General features: G+C 64.1%; 16 protein-coding genes. 2 read left to right on the top strand and 14 right to left on the bottom strand.

Annotated features, from left to right (window positions below; all coding sequences use genetic code 11):
* Window positions 1–4 precede the first annotated feature (4 nt).
* From ACP150_RS04270 to ACP150_RS04225, 10 genes are all read right to left on the bottom strand, one after another.
* Window positions 5–2,494 carry an ankyrin repeat domain-containing protein gene (locus ACP150_RS04270; RefSeq protein WP_424965305.1) on the bottom strand — a complete coding sequence of 830 codons (2,490 nt, stop codon included), beginning with the start codon at window positions 2,492–2,494 and terminating at the stop codon, window positions 5–7.
* Between the two features lie 71 nt (window positions 2,495–2,565).
* Window positions 2,566–3,549, bottom strand: a complete 984-nt coding sequence (locus ACP150_RS04265) for a hypothetical protein (protein WP_424965304.1) — start codon at window positions 3,547–3,549, stop codon at window positions 2,566–2,568.
* A 324-nt stretch (window positions 3,550–3,873) separates the two neighbouring features.
* Window positions 3,874–4,317 carry a GAF domain-containing protein gene (locus ACP150_RS04260; protein ID WP_424965303.1) on the bottom strand — a complete coding sequence of 148 codons (444 nt, stop codon included), beginning with the start codon at window positions 4,315–4,317 and terminating at the stop codon, window positions 3,874–3,876.
* The gene (locus ACP150_RS04255) at window positions 4,314–5,906 is read right to left on the bottom strand and encodes an ABC transporter substrate-binding protein (RefSeq protein WP_424965302.1); all 1,593 of its coding nucleotides are present in this window, start codon (window positions 5,904–5,906) and stop codon (window positions 4,314–4,316) included. The genes ACP150_RS04260 and ACP150_RS04255 overlap by 4 nt, the downstream gene beginning before the upstream one ends.
* Window positions 5,907–5,932: 26 nt before the next feature.
* Window positions 5,933–6,673 carry an ABC transporter ATP-binding protein gene (locus ACP150_RS04250; protein WP_424965301.1) on the bottom strand — a complete coding sequence of 247 codons (741 nt, stop codon included), beginning with the start codon at window positions 6,671–6,673 and terminating at the stop codon, window positions 5,933–5,935.
* Window positions 6,670–7,527: an ABC transporter ATP-binding protein gene (locus ACP150_RS04245; protein WP_424965300.1), complete on the bottom strand. Its 858-nt coding sequence runs from the start codon at window positions 7,525–7,527 to the stop codon at window positions 6,670–6,672. Before ACP150_RS04245 ends, ACP150_RS04250 begins: the two co-directional genes overlap by 4 nt.
* On the bottom strand, window positions 7,527–8,435 hold the full coding sequence (gene nikC, locus ACP150_RS04240; protein ID WP_424965299.1) for a nickel transporter permease: 909 nt from the start codon (window positions 8,433–8,435) through the stop codon (window positions 7,527–7,529). Before nikC ends, ACP150_RS04245 begins: the two co-directional genes overlap by 1 nt.
* Window positions 8,436–9,494 (bottom strand): ABC transporter permease, encoded by a 1,059-nt coding sequence (locus ACP150_RS04235; protein ID WP_424965298.1) that lies wholly within the window; start codon window positions 9,492–9,494, stop codon window positions 8,436–8,438.
* Complete coding sequence (locus ACP150_RS04230) at window positions 9,495–11,090, bottom strand: ABC transporter substrate-binding protein (RefSeq protein WP_424965297.1); 1,596 nt, start codon at window positions 11,088–11,090, stop codon at window positions 9,495–9,497. It lies immediately after the preceding gene.
* Between the two features lie 44 nt (window positions 11,091–11,134).
* Window positions 11,135–12,187: a dipeptidase gene (locus ACP150_RS04225; protein WP_424965296.1), complete on the bottom strand. Its 1,053-nt coding sequence runs from the start codon at window positions 12,185–12,187 to the stop codon at window positions 11,135–11,137.
* Window positions 12,188–12,312: 125 nt separating this feature from the next.
* Between ACP150_RS04225 and ACP150_RS04220 the strand changes: the two genes are divergently transcribed.
* Window positions 12,313–13,221 carry a LysR substrate-binding domain-containing protein gene (locus ACP150_RS04220; protein WP_424965295.1) on the top strand — a complete coding sequence of 303 codons (909 nt, stop codon included), beginning with the start codon at window positions 12,313–12,315 and terminating at the stop codon, window positions 13,219–13,221.
* Between the two features lie 14 nt (window positions 13,222–13,235).
* Here ACP150_RS04220 and ACP150_RS04215 read toward each other — a convergent pair whose 3' ends face one another.
* Window positions 13,236–14,225: an aldo/keto reductase gene (locus ACP150_RS04215; RefSeq protein WP_424965294.1), complete on the bottom strand. Its 990-nt coding sequence runs from the start codon at window positions 14,223–14,225 to the stop codon at window positions 13,236–13,238.
* Between the two features lie 81 nt (window positions 14,226–14,306).
* Here ACP150_RS04215 and ACP150_RS04210 point away from each other — a divergent pair, with 81 nt between their 5' ends.
* Window positions 14,307–15,131, top strand: a complete 825-nt coding sequence (locus ACP150_RS04210; protein ID WP_424965293.1) for a LysR family transcriptional regulator — start codon at window positions 14,307–14,309, stop codon at window positions 15,129–15,131.
* Window positions 15,132–15,240: 109 nt separating this feature from the next.
* Here the strand turns inward: ACP150_RS04210 and ACP150_RS04205 are convergent, their stop codons facing one another.
* Genes ACP150_RS04205 through ACP150_RS04195 form a run of 3 tightly spaced genes read right to left on the bottom strand, consistent with a single transcriptional unit; the run spans window position 15,241 to window position 18,058 of the window.
* Window positions 15,241–16,020 carry an IclR family transcriptional regulator gene (locus tag ACP150_RS04205; protein ID WP_424965292.1) on the bottom strand — a complete coding sequence of 260 codons (780 nt, stop codon included), beginning with the start codon at window positions 16,018–16,020 and terminating at the stop codon, window positions 15,241–15,243.
* An 11-nt stretch (window positions 16,021–16,031) separates the two neighbouring features.
* A complete protein-coding gene (locus tag ACP150_RS04200; RefSeq protein WP_424965291.1) occupies window positions 16,032–17,390 on the bottom strand; it encodes a TRAP transporter large permease in 1,359 nt (452 codons plus the stop codon).
* Window positions 17,390–18,058 (bottom strand): TRAP transporter small permease, encoded by a 669-nt coding sequence (locus ACP150_RS04195; RefSeq protein WP_424965290.1) that lies wholly within the window; start codon window positions 18,056–18,058, stop codon window positions 17,390–17,392. The genes ACP150_RS04200 and ACP150_RS04195 overlap by 1 nt, the downstream gene beginning before the upstream one ends.
* Window positions 18,059–18,201: the final 143 nt, after the last annotated feature.

Genomic DNA, 18,201 nt, shown 5'->3' with positions numbered 1-18,201 from the left:
CCGATCAGTATTCCTGCCAGGTCGTGGCAACCCCGCGATCACTGACAGGTACCCCCGCCATGGCCCGGTCGCAGGCGAAATCCACCGCGACCGGCGCTTCGGCCACGTAGAACTGAGATCGCAACCAGTCCTGCGCGGTTGCACATTTGTTGCGGAAATCGGCGATGATCTGACGGCTGTCGTAGCGCACAAACCCCGCCCAAAGCTCAAGCTGGTCGATGGTGCGCGCGCCATTCGCGCCCGCCCTGAACTCGCATCGGACGGTCATGTCCCGGTCGGTGCTCGATGCCTCTACATCGACGCCTATCCCCTGAAAGCCTTCGAAGCGCCACGCCACGCCCGAGCCGGATCCAGACCCCAGATAGGCCGCCCCCCGGGCGGAGCGTTGGTCAATCTCGGCCCCGATCCCGGTGCAGAACTCTTCAAGGACACTGTGGTGGTCTTCGAACACAACCTTGAAATAGGACGCGAGCCCCCGCCGGCTGGCAGGCCCCCACAGACCATCGATGGATCCGGCATAGAGCCCTTGGCGCTTCAGCGCCTCCTGCAGGGTGCGGATCTGCTGGCGGGTCATGTTGCCCGCGATCGGCAGGTCGATTTTCGCGATCTCCGGCATGGGGATGTTGGGCGGCTGCCAGCCTTGGGCGGGCAGAAGGGCCAGAGCCGCCGGATTGTTCAGCTCGGACGCAAGATCCCACGCATAGCTCGGGTTGTCCTCGCGTGCGAGCGCGCTGACCACGATCAGGGTCCTGAGAAGGTCCTCCCCGGCATCCGCGGCCATGGCGAAGGCCAGCGCTGTTGCCCCGTCCCTGTTTGTCATGTTCGGATCGGCGGACCCGAAACGCAGCAGATCCCGCACCATCCCCAGCGCCGTGTCCGCCTCGGATGCGGCTGCGATCATCAAGGGGGTTCGGCCTTCTCTGTCCCGGGCATTCGCATCCGCCCCCATGGACAGAAGGGTCGCCAGCAGATGCCGGTCGCCCCGCGCCACCGCCGTGAAGAGGGCCTGACCCAGCGCTGCGGCGGGCAGCTTGCGCCTGATCTGCGCTTTGAGCGTGGCGATCTGCGATCCGCTGTCTTCTGCGATAGGCGACTTCGCCAAGGCTGCCGTGAATGTCTCGCCGGTCCGCGCGATCCGAGTGGTATCCGCACCCAGGCTGAGCAGCGCCTGAATCGTCTCCTCATTTCCGGCTTCCGCGGCATGGATCAAGGCGGTCTTGCCCGTCAGGGGCGCAAGATGATCCACATCCGCGCCATTCTCGACCAGCAGGAACACACTCTCAAGCGATCCAAAGGCCGCCGCCACCGAAAGCAGCGAGGGCGCCATCGGTGTGGTCAGGACCAGCTCGGGCGTCACGAGCGTGGCGAGCGCGTCGAGGTCATTCCGCTTGATCGCCTCCAGCGCCGCGCGTGCGCTTGCTTGGCGCTCAAACATCTGGCTCAGATCGGTCCAACGCTCGGATGGAAGTGCAAAGAAGAAAACACCGCCTTCATCCGGGTTTCGTTGAACCACCCCCAGAACAGAGCCATCCCGGCTCAATGCGGCGGCATCGTGTTTCCAAGCCGGGAATGCGCTCGCAATGCGCGGGTTCCGGAACTGTGACGCCCCGTCCCGACCAATGTCATAGGTCGAAAAATCCCCCGCCAGGGTTAGCCGCCCCACTGAACTGCCCGACGGGTTCGTGAACAGGAACCGATCGAACTGCCCCGACCCGGTGAAGCCTTCGCCAAATGCGGGGGGCGCGAAGCTATGCCTGCGCCCGCCCAGCTGGTCGTTGAAGCGATTGACCTCGCCCACCGAGACCACGGCCACATCCTTCGTGTCCGGCAGGATTTGCAAGCGCACCGGCATTGCCAGGGGGACGCGCGTTCTGGCTGCGGCCTGAGTCGCGCCGCTTGCGAGGTCGATCTTCTCGATCTCTCCGGACCGCTCAATCACGTAGATGGACAGGCCATCGGGCGAGAATGCAGCCATTTCAGGGGAGACCTTGTCCGGCGCGATCCGGCGCAGCGTCCCGGATGTGACGTTGAACAGATGGAGCGCGTTCGGCGCAGCTTGCGTCTTGACCAGCAGGTTCTGGCCCAAGGGGTCGAACTGAAAGACAGGGGGAGTGTAGACCAGGTCCAGATCGAAGCGCGCAATCTCGGATCCGTCGGGCAGCGCGTAGAGCGTGACACCGTCATCATGGGTTCCGATGGCGACCTGCCGACCATTCGGCGAGACCGCGATGCCCGCCGCCTGCCCGACGATCAACCCGTCTGTTTGCGTGTTCCCGAGCAGATCAAACGCCCTGAGCCGCAGCCCGTCGCCCGCGTAGAAGGTGCCGTCCGGGCCAAAGGTCTGCGCGGTGAGCGTGTAGGAGTTGTGATCCACCGGAAACTCCGCCACGGGCTCGAAGGCCTGCGAGGCCAAGGGTGCAATGCTGCAAAAGGTCAAAACCACGAGCGCAGCGACCCGCGAGGCCCGTGTCATAGGATCAGATTGCTGTGTCATCTCGTTGTCCTCGGATTGGGGATGTCCGCCCGTCGCCTGAGGCCCCGGGCTTCTGCGCATCGCGGACCCGTCTATCGCCACCGTTCGAAATACGTTCTGCTGTTGGGAAAGCAGCTGGTGAACACGCCCGCGCCCAGCTGTTGGCAACACCGGGTGCACCCGCCCCGGGTGTTGCTCGGCCAGGTGACACAGGCCTGAATACACGCGGCGACCTCGTTCGCGGCGCTGGGTCGGGATTGCTGACCTCTGGGCGGTTGCGCCGGGCTTGATCGCGAGAACGCAGAGAGTTGCGACCGCATGCGCGCCGCCAGCTCGTCTTCTTCGGAGCCCTGAACCCTGTTGTCCCAGATCTCTTCTCGCGCGGCCCTGACCTGTCGATCGCGGTCTTCGCGGATTTGGCGCAGGCCCCGGTTCAACAGGGTCTGCGCCTCTTGCACCGACAGATCGCCATCCTGAACGGCGCTTTGCAGCCCCTCAACCGTCTGATCCAGAATGGCTTGCAGGTCGGCAGGCAGCGCGTTGGGTTGATCCGCGCCGCCGGGGCCCGTCGTGGCGGAAAACCTCGGAGTGGAGGCGGCATCTCCGACCGGATCCACGGCGTCCGCATCCGCGATGACGCTATCCAACGCACCGAGGGTCGTGCGGATGCTTGCGTCCAACTCCTTGAGGGCCTGCTCGGTCAGCTTTTTCGAAAGCGCACCGGCCCCGGCATCGGGGCGTCGATCATTCAGGTCCTCAACGGCCTCAGTGATCGTGTTGAGCTCTTCCTGATCGAACCGCAAGCAGGCGTCGCGCGCGGCCTCCAGTTCCTCCCGGGCGGTGCAGATATTGCGGCTTTCGCGCTCGCATGCGGTGTAGATGACGGCCTCACCCGCGCATTGCTGCTGCGGGGGGCGGCGTCCAGTGTAATAGGCGTCGCGGTCCTGCTCGACCAGCCTGTCCTCGCGGGCGACGCAGCCCCGAAACCGAGCCTGCGCCGCCGAGACGCTCATTCTGGCGGCGGCGAAGCGGATGCTGGTGTCACAGGAGCTTTGTCCAAAGGCCTGTAACGGCATGGCCGCCAGACAGAAAAGGGATAGGCAAAGACTTCGAAACAGCACGGTGCAGGTCGGATTTGGCGTCAAGAAATGACGCAGCGTGCCGCGGGCGCAGGCTTCGTGTCAAGCGCGCGGGCCTCGGGCGCCCTCGCGCAGCGCTGCAGAATTTCGACCTGTCCCCCGGTGGGTGGTGTCGATGTTGGAACCGGGGCCGCCGGGTATGTGCGGACGGCCTCGGGTCGAGACAGCGTTGCGGCAATGCTCCGGGAACGGGTCCCAGCTGGGCCCTGTAGCATGCTGTCGATCCGTCAGGGCGTATCGGCCCCCGTACAGGGCGTCTGACTACAGCGCGAGATCTTCCAGATGGGTCCGCAGCGCGTCCTCCTGCGCGGCGATCTCGGCACAGATCCGCGTCACAACCGGAGGCGAGAACGCCCCGGCGACGTCCAGAACATTTACGGTGCCGATCACCGGGCCATTGCGGATGGGCACGTTCAGCGCGGCCCCGCAGCCGAGGCTCTCGATGAGCGCGTGGTCGGGAAAATAGATCGCGAACTCGGCCACCGAGTTCGCCACGAACACCTCGCCACGCGCCACCACCATGTCCGTCCAGGCGCCTTGCGCCATGGGCTTGGTGCCCGAGACGGGATACGCCTCGGGATGCGAGCTGTAGGCGCGCCGTGCCAGACCGGCGTCCCGGTCCAGCACGGTGATCGTGAACAGGCGCCCGCCGATGGCCTCATGCAATGCTGCGAAGAAGGCGTCGGCGGAGCGCGGCGGGCTCATTCCTTTTCGACCAGCCGGTAGAAGACGTAGTCGGAGGTGGCGCCGTTGACGAAGCCCTGCACGTTGTCGCGCATGGCCACCTGCTTGATCGCCTGGAACATGATGACGAACGGCGCCTCGGCCTGGGTCGCCTTTTGCAGATCCATATACATCTCAAGCCGGGTGTCGGCGTCCTGCTCGGCCAACGCCGCCATGGTCTTTTTGTTCATTTCCTCCGGCGGCATCCACGCGTTGCGCCACGTGGTGGTGGAGGCGTATTTGTCGTCGGAATTATCCGCGTTATAGGCAAAGGCCTTGGCGTTGGAATGGGGGTCCATGAAGTCCGGCCCCCAATAGAGCATCATCGCCTCATGGGTCCGCGCCCGGTACTTGGTGATGACCTGCGCACCGGTGCCCGGGATGATCTCGAGATTGATGCCGCCCTCGGCGAAAGACGCCTGAAGCGCCTGAGCCATCTCGACAAAGGTCGGGGCAGAGATCACGTCCATGGTCACGTTGATCGGGGTCTCCACCCCGGCCTCGGACAGGATCTGACGCGCCTTTTCGGGATTGTAACCAAAGGGCGTCTCCGTGAGCGCGCCGGGAAAGCCGTCGGGCCAGAAGGCCTGATGCACCTTCATCTGACCCTTGAGCATGCCCTCGGCCATGCCCTCGTAATCCACCAGATAGCGCGCCGCTTCCCAGACCGCCGGATCCGTCAGGCTCTCGGTCTTCTGATTGAACGACACCCAATGCACCGCCGCCTGGGGATAGGTCTCCACCCGGACGCCCTCGGCGTCGTCGAGCCCGGCGATCTGGCCCGGATCGAGGTTCTTGGCGATGTCGATATCCCCGGCTTCAAGCTGCAGGCGCTGTGTCGCGCCCTCGGGATTGTGCTGGATCACCACCCGTTCCATGGCCGGGCCGCCCTGGTAATAGTCCGGATTGGCCGTGAGCGAGAGGATATCCGCAGGCCGGTAGGTGCCGAGGCTGAAGGGTCCGGTCCCGGCGGAATTCTTGTTCATCCAGGCGTGGCCCAGATCGCCATCGACCTCGTTGGCCATGACCGTTTCCATATCCACGATGGAAGCCGGGCGCGCCGCCAGCACGTTCAGCACAAATGAGGGCGCAAACTCGCCCTCATAGCGGACCGTGACCGTGTTGCCCTCAGCCGTGACCATCTCGTCGATGTTCTCCGGGGTCCAGCCGAGCTGCTTGAGGATGAAGGCCGGTGCCTTGTCGAGTGTCACCACCCGCTTCCAGGAGCCGACCACATCCGCGCCGCGCAAGGGGTTGCCGCTGTGAAAGGTGACGCCGTCGCGCAGGGTGAAGGTCACCGTCTTGCTGGCGCCGTCGATCTCCCATTCCGTGGCGAGGGCAGGGGCCAGAACCGTGGTGTCCATGGCGTCATAGCGCACCAGCGTGTCATAGGTGTTCGCCACATACTCGCCCGAGCTGAACTCATAGGCCGAGGCCGGATCGATGGTCACGATGTCATCGATATTCTGGGCCACCACCAGAATGGTGTCCGGCGTCTCGGCCCAGAGCGGCCCGGCCGTCAGAGCCGCCACCGCGACGCCCGCAAGTAAGGTCTTGGTCGAATGATACATGTAAACCCCCGTGATTGGCCCGCGCCTCAGATCGAGGCCCTGAGCAGGTGCTGCGAATAGGGATGGGTGGCCTTCATGGCCCGAAGCGCCGCCACATCCATGATCTCGACAATCTCGCCGTCTTTCATCACTGCAAGCCGGTCGCACATATGGCCCACCACGCTCAGGTCGTGGGACACCATGAGATAGGTCAGGCCGTGTTCCTGCCGCAGATCCGCGAGCAGGTTCAGGATCTCGGCTTGCACGGAAACATCTAGCGCTGAGGTGGGCTCGTCCAACAGCAAGAGCTCGGGCTCGGGTGCGAGCGCGCGGGCAATCGCGACCCGCTGCCGCTGCCCCCCCGAAAGCTGGTGCGGATAGCGAAACCGGAACTTCTGCCCTAACCCCACATCATCCAGCAGCTTCATGACCCGCGTGTCGATATCCCTGAACCCGTGCAGATGCAGGGTCTCTCCCAGCACCGCATCCACGGAATGGCGCGGGTGGAGCGAGGCATAGGGGTCCTGAAACACCATCTGCACCTTCTTGTAGAAGGTCTTGGCGCGTTTCAACTCGATCTCCTGACCGCCCACGGCGATCCGACCGGACCAGGTGGGGGCCAGCCCGGTGATGGCGCGCAGGATGGTGGACTTGCCCGAGCCGCTCTCGCCTACAAGGCCAAAACTCTCGCCCGCGTCCACGGAAAACCGCGCCTGCTTGACCGCGTCCACCCGGTCGCGATCGCGCCCGAACCAGACGTCGAGACCATCGATTTCCAGCATCGTCATTGGCGACCGCTCACACTTGGGGCTTCGGACCATTCCGGCGCACGGGTCAGCACCTCGAGCCGGTCGCGCGGCGCATCCAGTCGGGGCAGAGAATTCAGCAGGCCGCGCGTATAGGGGTGCTGCGCCTCATGCAGCTTGTCCGCATCGCAGACCTCGACGATCCGACCGGCATACATGATCAGCACCCGGTCACAGAAATCCGCCACGAGGTTCAGGTCATGGCTGATGAAGATCAGGCCCATGCCCCGGTCCGTGACCAGCTTGTCCATGATGTCGAGCACCTGTCGCTGCACCGACACATCCAGCGCCGAGGTCGGCTCATCCGCGATCAGGATCTCGGGGTTGGGGATCAGCATCATGGCGATCATGATCCGCTGGCCCATCCCGCCGGACATCTCGTGCGGATAGGCGCGCATCACCCGGTCCGGGTTGCGGATCGAGACCGCCTCCAGCATCTCCAGCGCCTTGGTGCGGGCCTCGGATTTCGAGGCCTTGGAGTGCAGGCGGTAGGCCTCCATGATCTGGTCGCCGATGGTCATCACCGGGTTGAGCGAGAATTTCGGGTCCTGCATCACCATCGAGATCCGCTGGCCGCGCACGGCCCGCATCTCTTTTTCGGATTTCTGCAACAGATCCACGCCGTCGAGAGCGATGTGATCCGCCTCCACGATCCCCGGGGGGCGGATCAGGCGCAGGATCGCGCGCCCGGTCATGGACTTGCCCGAGCCGCTTTCGCCGACGATCCCCAACCGCTCGCGCCCGAGGGTGAAGGACACCCCGCGCACCGCGTCGAAGATCCCCTGCCGGGTCGGGAACTTCACCCAGAGGTTTTCCACATCCAGAAGCCTGTCCATCATTCACCTGCCTTCGGGTCGAGCACATCGCGCAGGCCGTCGCCCAGCAGGTTGAAGGCCAGCGATACGGTGAAGATCGCGAGCCCCGGCATGGTGGCGACCCACCAGTGATCGAGGATGAACCGACGCCCTTCCGAGATCATCGCGCCCCATTCCGGGCTGGGCGGCTGCGCGCCAAGGCCGAGAAAGCCGAGGCCGGCAGCGGCCAGGATGATCCCCGCCATGTCCAGCGTCACCCGCACGATCAGCGACGAGATGCAGAGCGGCCAGATATGCCGTGTGATGATCCGCAGACCGCCCGCCCCCTGCAGCTTGATGGCCGAGATGTAATCCGACGAGCGGATGGTCAGGGTCTCGGCCCGGGCGATCCGGGCGTAAGGGGGCCACGCCGTGAGCGAGATCGCGATCACCGCGTTCTCGATCCCCGCGCCGAGGGCGGCCACGAAGGCGAGCGCCAGCACGAGCCGCGGGAAGGCGAGGAAGATATCGGTGATCCGCATCAGCACCACATCCATCCACCCGCCCAGATAGCCCGAGACCGTGCCCACCAGCAGCCCGACCACCGGCGCGATCAGCGCCACCAGCGCCACGATATAGAGCGTGATCCGCGCGCCATAGATCAGCCGCGAGAGGATATCCCGACCCAGGCTGTCCGTGCCGAGGATATGCCCTTCGGATCCCAGCGGTGCGAGGCGGTTGCCCAGATCCTGCACGAAGGGATCGTGGGGCGCGATCAGGGGGGCGGCGGCTGCGATCAGCACCAGCGCGACCAGAATGCCGAGGCCGATCATTGCCATGGTGTTGGACCGGAACGACAGCCAGCCCTGATAAAGCGCCGAAAGCTTCGCATGGCGCCGCGAGGTTGGCGTGTCCGTCAGGAGCCACGCCCGGAGGGTCTGGTCGGCCATCTATTTCGCCCTCGGATCGAAGACCTTGTAGAGAAGGTCCGAAAAGATATTGAGCAGGATGAAGATCAGCCCGACCACCACTGTGCCGCCCAGCACCGCGTTCATATCCGCGCTGAGAAGGGCCGTGGTGATGTAGCTGCCGATCCCGGGCCAGGAGAAGATGATCTCCGTCAGGACCGAGCCCTCCAGCAGGTTCGCATAGCTCAGCGCGATGACCGTGATGAGCTGCACCCGGATGTTCTTGAAGGCGTGCTTCCAGATCACATCCCATTCCGACATGCCCTTGACCCGGGCCGTGGTGATGTATTCGGCGCTGAGCTGTTCCAGCATGAACGACCGCGTCATCCGGCTGATATAGGCCAGCGAGAAATAGCCCAGCAGCGAGGCGGGCAGGATGATATGGCTGAAGGCGTCCTTGAAGACGTCCCAATTGCCGTCAAGGGCAGCATCCACAAGGATCAGCCCGGTCACGCTGGGCACCACGTCGACATAGAAGATGCCCACGCGCCCCGGTCCGCCGACCCAGCCGAGAATGCCGTAGAAAATCAAGAGCCCCATCAGGCCCAGCCAGAAGATGGGCATCGAATAGCCCACCAGTGCGAGCACCCGGGCCACCTGGTCGATCCAGGATCCCTTGCGGGCCGCGGCGACCACGCCCAGCGGCACCCCGAGGATGACCCCGATGAGAATGCCGAGCGTTGCCAGCTCCAGCGTGGCGGGGAAGACGCGGGCGATGTCTTCGGAGACGGGCCGCGCGTTCAGCAGCGAGGTGCCGAAGTCCAGATGCAGCACGTCCCAGATGTAATAGCCGAATTGCACGATCAGCGGTTTGTCGAGCCCAAGCTCCAGAAAAACCGCGTCATAGGTCGATTGCGACGCCCGCTCGCCAACGATGGCCAGCACCGGGTCGATGGGCATCACCCGACCGATAATGAAGGTAATGAAAAGCAGGCCCAGCATCGTCACGGCAATGGAGCCGAGGGTCAGGGCCGTCGTTTTGATCCATGGGGGAAGGGACGCGCGCGCGCGCCCCTTCCCGTTGTCCTCGGAGAGGGCCATTTACTTTGTGACCTGCCAATAGGCGGCGGCGGTCACAGCCTGACCGGTGGACCAGTTCATGACATTCTCGCGCAGGGCAGATTGCTCGATCTGCTGGAACATCACCACGAAGGGGGATGTCTCGCGGAACTCGGCCTGGATCTCCTCGTACATCTTGATGCGCATGTCGCGATCATTCTCGACCACGGCGGCGTCGACCTTGGCGGTCAGACCACCGGTATCCCAGCTGTTGCGCCACGCCAGAAGGCCGGTCGCGTTGGCTTCGTCCGAGTTGTCCGGGTTATAGGCGAAGGTGCCGGCATTGGTCTGCGGATCCGGGTAGTCCGGGCCCCAGGCACCGAGATAGACATCCAGCTCCCGTGCGCGGTAACGGGCGAGGATCTGCTTGGCGGTGCCGACAGTGATGTTGACCGTGATCCCGGCCTGCGCTGCGGCGTTCTGGAAGCTTTGACCGATCTCGATCCGCTCCTGTGCTTCGCGCACGCCGATCTCGATCTCGAGATTCTCGACCCCGGCAGCCGCGAGCAGCTCCTTGGCCTTCTCGATATTGTAGGAGAACGGGTTCTCATCCGACGCGCCCAGATAGGTCGCGGGCAGGAAGTTCTGATGGATCGTGTACTGACCCTTCAGGAAGCTGTCGCGCATGCCTTCATAATCGATCAGGTATTTGAACGCCTGACGAACCTCAGGCTTGGACAGTTCCGGATGCTTCTGGTTCAGGGCCAGATACATCAGGCGGCCCTTCAGCTCATCCTGGATCTTGACGCCCTCAGCCCCGGAGGCCCCGGCGATGTCCTCGGGGTTGAGGTTGCGGGCGATGTCGATATCTCCGCGCTCCAGCAGCAGGCGCTGGGACGCGCTTTCCAGCACATGGCGCACGATCACGCGCTCCATGGCGGGGGCGCCACCGTAGTAATCCGGGTTCGAGGTCAGCGTGACGCTCTCATTCGGCTTCCAGCTGTCGAGCTTGTAGGGGCCCGAGCCGGCGGAGTTCGTCTTGAGCCACTCGTTGCCCATGTCGCCATCGACCTCGTTGGCCATGACGGTTTTCATGTCCACGATCGCGCCGATCGTCGCCGTGAGGCAGTTCAGCACGAAGGAGGTCGCATAGCGCTTGTCCGTCGTGATCATCAACTTGTTGCCTTCGGCGCGGATCGTCTCGGCCGCGTTCTCTGCGGTGAAGCCGAACTGCGTCAGGATGAAGGCCGGTGTCTTGTTCAGGATCACCGCGCGCTGCAGCGAGAAGGCCGCGTCCTCGGCGGTCACCGGGTTGCCCGAGTGGAAGGTGACACCCTCGCGCATGGTGAAGGTGATGGTCTTGCCGTCCTCGGAGACTTCCCAGCTTTCGGCCAGGTCGGGCTTGTAGCCAGCGGCCAGATCGTTCGGGTCGAGATTGACCAGACGGCTGTAGACATTCCGGCTGATATCCGAGCCGGCGAATTCAAAGCTCTCGGCCGGGTCGATGGTGGTCACATCGTCGATCCGGTGCGCGATCACCAGCATGTTCGCAGGCGTCTCGGCGAAGGCCGAGAAGGATGTCACGCTCACCGCGAGGCCCAATGCGGCCCCGCTGAGCAATTTCGCAAAAGTATTCATTTTGGTCGTCCTCCGTTGTCGGGAATTGGAAAGTTTAACCCGGGTTATGCGCCCCAGGTCTTCTCGAGAACCCTAAGCCAGTTTCCCTGGCAGAGCTTCGTCATCAACGCATCGTCATAGCCGTGCTGGCGCAGGGCTGCCCGAAGTTTTGGCAGTCCGGCACAGGAGTTAAGCACGTCCGGCACGAGCGCACCGTCGTAATCCGAACCGAATCCCACCCGATCCTCGCCGAGCGTTTCGATCAGGTGATCCAGATGGCGGATCATTTGCTCCAGCGGCACCTCGGACAGCTTCTTGCCATCCGATCGCAGAAAGGCGACCGCGAAGTTGAGCCCGACCATACCATCACTCTCGGCAATGGCGGCCAGTTGTTTGTCCGTCAGGTTCCGCGCATGGGGGCAGATCGCATGGGCGTTGGAATGGGTCGCGACCAGCGGTTGGGTCGAATGGCGCGCCACATCCCAGAAACCCGCCTCGTTGAGATGCGACAGATCGATCATGATGCCGAGCTCGTTGCAGCGCCGCACAAGCCGCAAGCCGTGGTCGGTCAGGCCCGGGCCGGTATCCGGCGAGCTGGGATAACGAAAGGGCACGCCATGGCCGAAAATCGTCTCGCGGCTCCAGACCGGTCCGATGGACCGCAGCCCCGCCTGATAGAGCACATCCAGAGTATTCAGATCCGGATCAATGGCTTCCGCGCCCTCGATATGCAGGACCGCTGCCAGAATTCCGGAGTTCAGGCAGGCCTGCACTTCGGCTGCGCTGCGGCACACCGTCAACGCGCCCTGCTCTTCGAGGTCGAACAGGATCGCCGCCTGCGCCATGACCACCGGGAAGGCATCCTCCCAATGGATCGGGTCGGGCAGGGGCATGTCATAGGTGTCCTTCAGCATCTCTTCGAGCTGACTGTCGAGATCCTTGGGGGAGGGGACATAGACCGCGAAAAGGCCCCCGCCGAACCCGCCCGCGCGGGCCGAGGGCACGTCGATCGCCCCGTCGCGCCCCGCGAGAAAGCCCTGCGCCGCCGTCGCGCGCCCTTCGGTGAAGAGCCGCAGCAATACGTCGTTATGCCCGTCGAATATGAGTGGTTGGGTCATCTGTTCCATCGGTGCCGCCCCCAAAGCGATCGCAACCGGGCCAGCGTAGGCCATATTTTCTCATAGACCATCCTTGAGTGAATGATAAAATATCATAGACCGATGAGATTTTTGCAGAGGCCCCCATGGCAGGACGCACCTGGCACAGCCTGCCGGAATACGAAGCGCTGCGCGCGCTCATGGAAAGCGGGACAACCTCCAAGGCGGCGCTGCGTCTGGGGCTGTCTCAATCCGCCGTCAGCCGGTCCATCGCCAGTCTCGAGGCGCGGCTCGGGCGCATCCTGTTCGAGCGCGATGGTGGGCGCTTGCGTCCGACCTCGGAGGCGGCCCAGCTCAACCGGCGGCTCGATCCGTTGTTCGAGGCGCTCGACCGGATCGACGGGCCCACCGAGCCCGCGCAAGAGACCCTGCGCCTCACCGCGCCGCCCAGTTTCGCCCATCGTTTCCTCGTGGGACATATGGCGACCTTCCTGACCGCCAACCCGCATTTCTTTGTCAGTCTCGAGGTCGCCTCATCGGAGGATGTGATCACCCGGATCCAGGAGGATCGGTCCGATCTCGGGCTGTCGGGTGTGGATCTGACCCGGGAGGGGATCAAGTTGACGCCCTATCGGCATTCCGAGGCGGTCTGCGCGATGCCTAAGGGGCATCCCCTGGCCGCGCGCGAGGTCGTGCGGCCCGAGGATCTCCATGAGCAGCCGCTGATCGCCCTGAGCCACCGGCACTCGCGCCGGGCGCAATTGGAAAAGGTGCTGACCAACAGTCGCAGCATCCCGCGGATCGTGGCCGAGGCCTCGACCTCGTTCGCGGCGGCGGATCTGGCGCAGGCTGGGCTGGGTGTCACAGTCATCAACCCCTTCCCGGTGGTGCAGTATCGGTCCGGCGATGTGGTGTTTCGCAAATTCGCCTCACCCATCGAGTACCGGACCTATTTCGTGACCTCGGACCGCAAACCCACCCCGGCCATCGCCCGCGCCTTCATCCGACATGTGCGACTCCACACGGTGAAAACGCCTTTTACCCAGTCGACCTGACAACGGGGCGTGCTTCAGCGGGGTCGCTCCGGGACCGGCTGACTTGCGCGGTCAATCTGGGCTTCGATCTCGGTCAGAACCTCCGCTGAAAGTGGTCCATGGGCCAGCGCCCCGGCGATCTCGGTGATCTGGCCCTCGGTCCGCGCGCCGGGGATCGGGATGTTGTCCGGTGCCTTGGCCCAGATCCAGCCCAAGGCCCCTTGCACCAGAGACCCCCCATCGGAACAGAGCAACTCGCGGACCGCATCCAACCGTGCGAGATAGTCGGGATTGGCCCTGCCATCCTTGAAATACTCCATCCATGTTTCGCCCGAGGCGCGGATGTCGTCCTTGCCCAGACGTTCGGTGGCCCCGTATTTCCCGGTCAGCACCCCCATGGCGAGCGGAGAGCGGATGAGCCTTGCGAGACCATGGTCCCGAGCGGTCGTTTGCACGTTTTCCGCATCGAAAAAGACGTTCATCGCATGCTCGATGGCCACGAACCCGTCGCGCTTGGCCATGGCGGCGGTGCGGTCCGAGAAATCCGTGCTCCACCCGAAGGCGCGGATCTTGCCGCTTTGGCGCACCTCCTCCATGGCGTCGAAGATCGCGGCGGCCTCGGCAATCGGCATCTCGTTCTGGTGCAGCAGAACAAGGTCGATCCGGTCGCGGTTCAGACGCGTGAGGCAGGCCTCGATGGCCGGTTGCACGTCCTCCGGGGTGGGCATGTCGAAGGAGAGTTGCTTGCTCTGCTCGTCGATACCTATGCCGATCTTGGTGACGATCATGGCATCGGGGCGGTCGGCCAGCGCCTGGGCCAGCAGGCGCTCGGAATGCCCGGCCCCATAGGCTGCCGCCGTGTCGAACAGGGTGATCCCCCCGTCGAGGGCGGCATGGATGGTGCGGATGGACATGCCATCCTCGGCATTGCTGTAACCGAGGGACTGGTCGCCCGAGAACATCGGTCCACCGATGGGCCAGCACCCCATGCCGAGGGGCGCAATCTGGGTGTCGAGAAACTCCATAGCTCTGCTCCTTGTGCTGTCGGAGGCAGGGTATGGATCGGGCAGGTGCAATTCCACGACACAAACTGTACAGTTCATTTCATGAGTGAAATGAACTTCGATTGGGATGATCTGCGGCTGTTTCTGGCCGTGGCACGCGGCCAGGGGCTGGCGCGGGCGGTGGATGTCACGGGCAAGAGTGCGCCAACCTTGGGGCGTCGGATGCTGTCGCTGGAGCGGCGGCTGGGGCAGGAACTCTTTGAGCGGATGCCCCGGGGCTATGCGCTTACGGAGGAGGGGCAGGCGTTTTTCGAGAAGGTATGCCGTCTGGAGGCCGAGTTGGTGCCCATGGTCGAGACCGGGCGACCAGAGCGACCTTTGATCAAGATCTCCGCCGGGAGCTGGATCACCGCGCTGCTCTGCCGGCGCTTGCCCGAGCTGGTCGGGACGAGCGGCGCGCGCCTGCGGTTCATATCCGCCGAGGAGGTGCTGAGCATCACGCGGCGCGAGACCCTGATCGGGGTGCGGAACCAAGGCCCGGAGGATCCCCTGCTCGCCGGGCGCAAGATCGGACGGATCCGATTTGCGACCTATGCCATCGACCGTACGGAAAGGCCCTGGATCCGGGTCATGGGGGCGACGCCCTCGTCGCAATGGGTGGCGGCCCAGGGAGGTTCGGAGACCGGAGTCGAAGTGACCCATCCCCGCAACGCGCTGGATCTGGCGCTGGCGGGGGCCGGACGGGCCGTGCTGCCGTGTTTCGTCGGGGATCGGGAAACCGGGTTGCAGCGGGTCTCGGTCGAGATCGATGAGCTGGCCCATGATCAATGGCTGGTCATGCATCAGGATGACCGCCACATCCCTGCCGTCCGTGCGGTGATCACGCGGCTCGTGGCCATCCTGAAGGACAATTGCAGCGGAGCGTGACGCGCCGACTGCATGCAGTCGGCGCCGACGTGCTGCGTGATCCTCTGCGCGCCTTTTGCGGAGATCTCGGGTGAGGGGCAGTATCCTCCGCCGCGCGCGGGGCACGCGGCTAGCTTGCCAGCAGATCCGCCAGCTGCCCCGCGCCCGATTGCAGCACGGGCAGAAACCGCAGCAATCCGGTCAGATCGTGACGCTGGACCGGCGCATGCACGGCCAGCGACGCCACGAGACGGCGTTGATCGTCGAGGATCGGCACGGCCACAGCGGCCATGCCCGCCATGAATTCTTCATCATCGGTGGAGAACCCGTTCCGCGAGATCGCATGCAGTTCCGCGCGCAGCGCGTCCGGTTCCGTCAGCGTACGCTCGGTACTCCGGGGCAGGCTGCCTGCCGCAAGAAACCCCTCCAACGTCTTGCGCCGCAGGGTCGAAAGATAGAGCTTCCCGCTCGCCGTGCAATGAAACGGCACCTGCGTGCCCACGGCCAGCTGGATCCGCAGGGGCCATTTCGTCTCAACGCGGTCGAGATAGATCATCCCCTCCCGGTCCGGGATCGCGAGGTTGCAGGTCTCGCCGATCTCTTCCGCCACCCTGCGCAGGATCGCCAGACGGGCGGTGCGCAGGTATGCGGAGGACATCGTATTCACCGACAGGCGCCGGAGCCGCGGCCCCGGCCCATAGGACCGCCCATCGAGATCGCGCTGCAGGAAGCCCTCGGCCTCGGCGGTCTGCAGAAGGCGATGCACGGTGGGTTTGGCCAGCCCGAGTGCGTCGATCAGATCAGACGGTTTGAGGGGCACGCCGCGGCGCGCCACCTCCTCGAGGATCAGAAGCAACCGCAGGTTCGTGGGAATCTGGGCGTCTTTCTCATGTGTTACCGTCTCATCCATACCGCTATGGGTTACTTATTCGGCAGCAGGATCAAGGCCAAATCGGGCACCAGCGACACCAGGAACCACACCGAGATCAGTGCCACAAGATAAGGCACCGTGTAGCGCAGAAGCCGGAAATAGGGCACGCCGGTGACCCCTGAGGCCACATAGAGGTTAAGCCCGTAAGGCGGTGTGATGAACCCGATCGAGGCCCCCACGAGGAAGATCACCGCGAAGTGGATCGGATCGACCCCGACACTGGCCGCAATCGGCGCAAGGATCGGCGCGAGGATGATCGTCACCGGCAGGCTTTCCAGCACCATGCCCGAGAAGAACACGATGATCATCGCCGTGAACAGCACCGCATGGTAGCCGCCCATGGAGGTTACGAAATCCCCGATCACCTGCTGCGCCCCGAGGAGCGACAGGATCTGCTGCATCACCACCGAGATGGCGATGAGCGGCGCGAGGATCCCGGTGATCTCGGCCGAGCGCATGGTGATCCCGGGGATCTGGCGCAGGGTGAAGCCCTCGACGACCAGCATCTCGCCATAGCTCTTCTCTTCCCAGGTCTTGTCCGTGCGCAGGCTCAGCACCTTGGTCAGCAGCCACGATACGAGGCCCGCGATGATGCAGAAGCCCACGGTCACGCCCGCCGCCTCGGTGGGAGAGAACTTGCCCGTATAGATCCCCCAGAGCACGAGGCCGATGGCAAAGAAGCCGAGCCAGGCGCCAAAGGCAGTCTTCAGGACGCGGTTCAGCTGCAGCGGGATGATATAGCCCCAGCCGTTGATCCGGCAGATGATCCAGCAGGCGAGCTGCATGCCGACCACCATCAGCGTGCCGGGAATGATCCCTGCCACGAAGAGATCCGAGATCGGCAGGTTCATCAGGAAGCCATAGACGATGAAGATGATCGAGGGCGGGATGATGATCCCCACCGTGCCACCCGCCGCCGCGGTGGCCGCCGAGAAGCGCTCGTCATAGCCGCCCTTGACCATCTCGGGATGCAGCATCGAGCCGATGGTCGCCGTGGTGGCCGAGTTCGAGCCCGAGATCGCCGCGAAAAGCCCACAAGCGCCCAGCGACGCCATGGCGAGACCGCCGCGCAGCCAGCCGAGACAGGCATAGGCGAAATCCGACAGCCGCCGCGCGATGCCTGACTTGTTGATCAGGTCCCCGGTCAGAATGAAGAGCGGCATCGCCAGCAGGGCAAAGCCCTTGTTGAAGACGTTGAGGATCTCGGCGCCCATATTGTCGAGCGTCAGGCCCAGCACGAAGGAGCAGCCGACCACCCAATAGGCGATCACCAGAAAGACCGGCACGCCCAGCATGAACAGGAATGTGACCCCAACCGAGATCAGTGTGACAAGAGTTCCGTCAGCCATCAGACATCTCCTCCGATCACGGCCTGCTTGATCAGCGGCGCACCGCTTCGCAGGTTCTTGGTGTCATCCTGAATGTTCTCGACCGCGCGCGCGGCCATCAGGGTGGCGGCGATCGGGGCCGAGAGCAGGAACCACCACTGCATGGTGTTGTCCGTGCCCAGCACGATCTGGAAGTTCGAAGCCGACAGCGCTACGACCCGCAGCGTCGTCACCAGCAGGATCAGCGCAAAGCCGAACCACAGGGCGAAATCGAGGCAGAGGCACGCATATTGCGCCTTGCGGGGCATCACGGTCCGGAATTCGGAAAAGCTCAGATGGGTCCTCAGGCGGATGTTATAGGCCCCGCCGAAGAGCGCCATGATCATGAAGAGGAACGGGGGGATCGTCGTCGACCAGGGCTGCTGGTTCGAAAAGATGAAGCGATCGATCACGCCCCAGAAGATGATCCCGGCGGTCGCGAGATAGCAGGTCACCATCACCGTGCGCTCGAAATAGCGTTCGACGATCGGGACATGGTGATAGACCCATGCCAGAGCCAGGCCAGACATCGCCAGAAACACCGCCCCGAAAATATAGACTGTGTTGGGGGTCAGTGCCTGGCGGATTGTCCAGGAATCCTGACTGCCCAGGGCGCTGATCAATGCCCCCAAATCGGACCAGATTTCCATCGGTCCCTCCTCCCTATGATGCGCACCGCCGGATTGATCCGGTCTGATTGCCGTGTGGTCGAGCGGCCCCCGCAAGGGGGCCGCCCCCCGAGGCAACGGCGTGATCCGCAGCCATTACACCACCGGGGGGGCGCGACATTCTC

The organism is Dinoroseobacter sp. S375 (assembly GCF_049800775.1).
GTDB lineage: Bacteria > Pseudomonadota > Alphaproteobacteria > Rhodobacterales > Rhodobacteraceae > Dinoroseobacter.
Note: the sequence above shows the minus strand (reverse complement) of the source record. Positions and strands in the feature narration are given on the sequence as shown.

Coding starts and splice junctions, on each gene's coding strand:
- ACP150_RS04210 (WP_424965293.1), top strand. CDS start 14,307: ATGAGTGAAATGAACTTCGATTGGGATGATCTGCGGCTGTTTCTGGCC.
- ACP150_RS04235 (WP_424965298.1), bottom strand. CDS start 9,494: ATGGCCCTCTCCGAGGACAACGGGAAGGGGCGCGCGCGCGCGTCCCTT.
- ACP150_RS04215 (WP_424965294.1), bottom strand. CDS start 14,225: ATGGAGTTTCTCGACACCCAGATTGCGCCCCTCGGCATGGGGTGCTGG.
- ACP150_RS04220 (WP_424965295.1), top strand. CDS start 12,313: ATGGCAGGACGCACCTGGCACAGCCTGCCGGAATACGAAGCGCTGCGC.
- ACP150_RS04205 (WP_424965292.1), bottom strand. CDS start 16,020: ATGGATGAGACGGTAACACATGAGAAAGACGCCCAGATTCCCACGAAC.
- ACP150_RS04230 (WP_424965297.1), bottom strand. CDS start 11,090: ATGAATACTTTTGCGAAATTGCTCAGCGGGGCCGCATTGGGCCTCGCG.
- ACP150_RS04200 (WP_424965291.1), bottom strand. CDS start 17,390: ATGGCTGACGGAACTCTTGTCACACTGATCTCGGTTGGGGTCACATTC.
- ACP150_RS04265 (WP_424965304.1), bottom strand. CDS start 3,549: ATGCCGTTACAGGCCTTTGGACAAAGCTCCTGTGACACCAGCATCCGC.
- ACP150_RS04250 (WP_424965301.1), bottom strand. CDS start 6,673: ATGACGATGCTGGAAATCGATGGTCTCGACGTCTGGTTCGGGCGCGAT.
- ACP150_RS04225 (WP_424965296.1), bottom strand. CDS start 12,187: ATGACCCAACCACTCATATTCGACGGGCATAACGACGTATTGCTGCGG.
- ACP150_RS04245 (WP_424965300.1), bottom strand. CDS start 7,527: ATGGACAGGCTTCTGGATGTGGAAAACCTCTGGGTGAAGTTCCCGACC.
- ACP150_RS04255 (WP_424965302.1), bottom strand. CDS start 5,906: ATGTATCATTCGACCAAGACCTTACTTGCGGGCGTCGCGGTGGCGGCT.
- nikC (WP_424965299.1), bottom strand. CDS start 8,435: ATGGCCGACCAGACCCTCCGGGCGTGGCTCCTGACGGACACGCCAACC.
- ACP150_RS04270 (WP_424965305.1), bottom strand. CDS start 2,494: ATGACACAGCAATCTGATCCTATGACACGGGCCTCGCGGGTCGCTGCG.
- ACP150_RS04260 (WP_424965303.1), bottom strand. CDS start 4,317: ATGAGCCCGCCGCGCTCCGCCGACGCCTTCTTCGCAGCATTGCATGAG.
- ACP150_RS04195 (WP_424965290.1), bottom strand. CDS start 18,058: ATGGAAATCTGGTCCGATTTGGGGGCATTGATCAGCGCCCTGGGCAGT.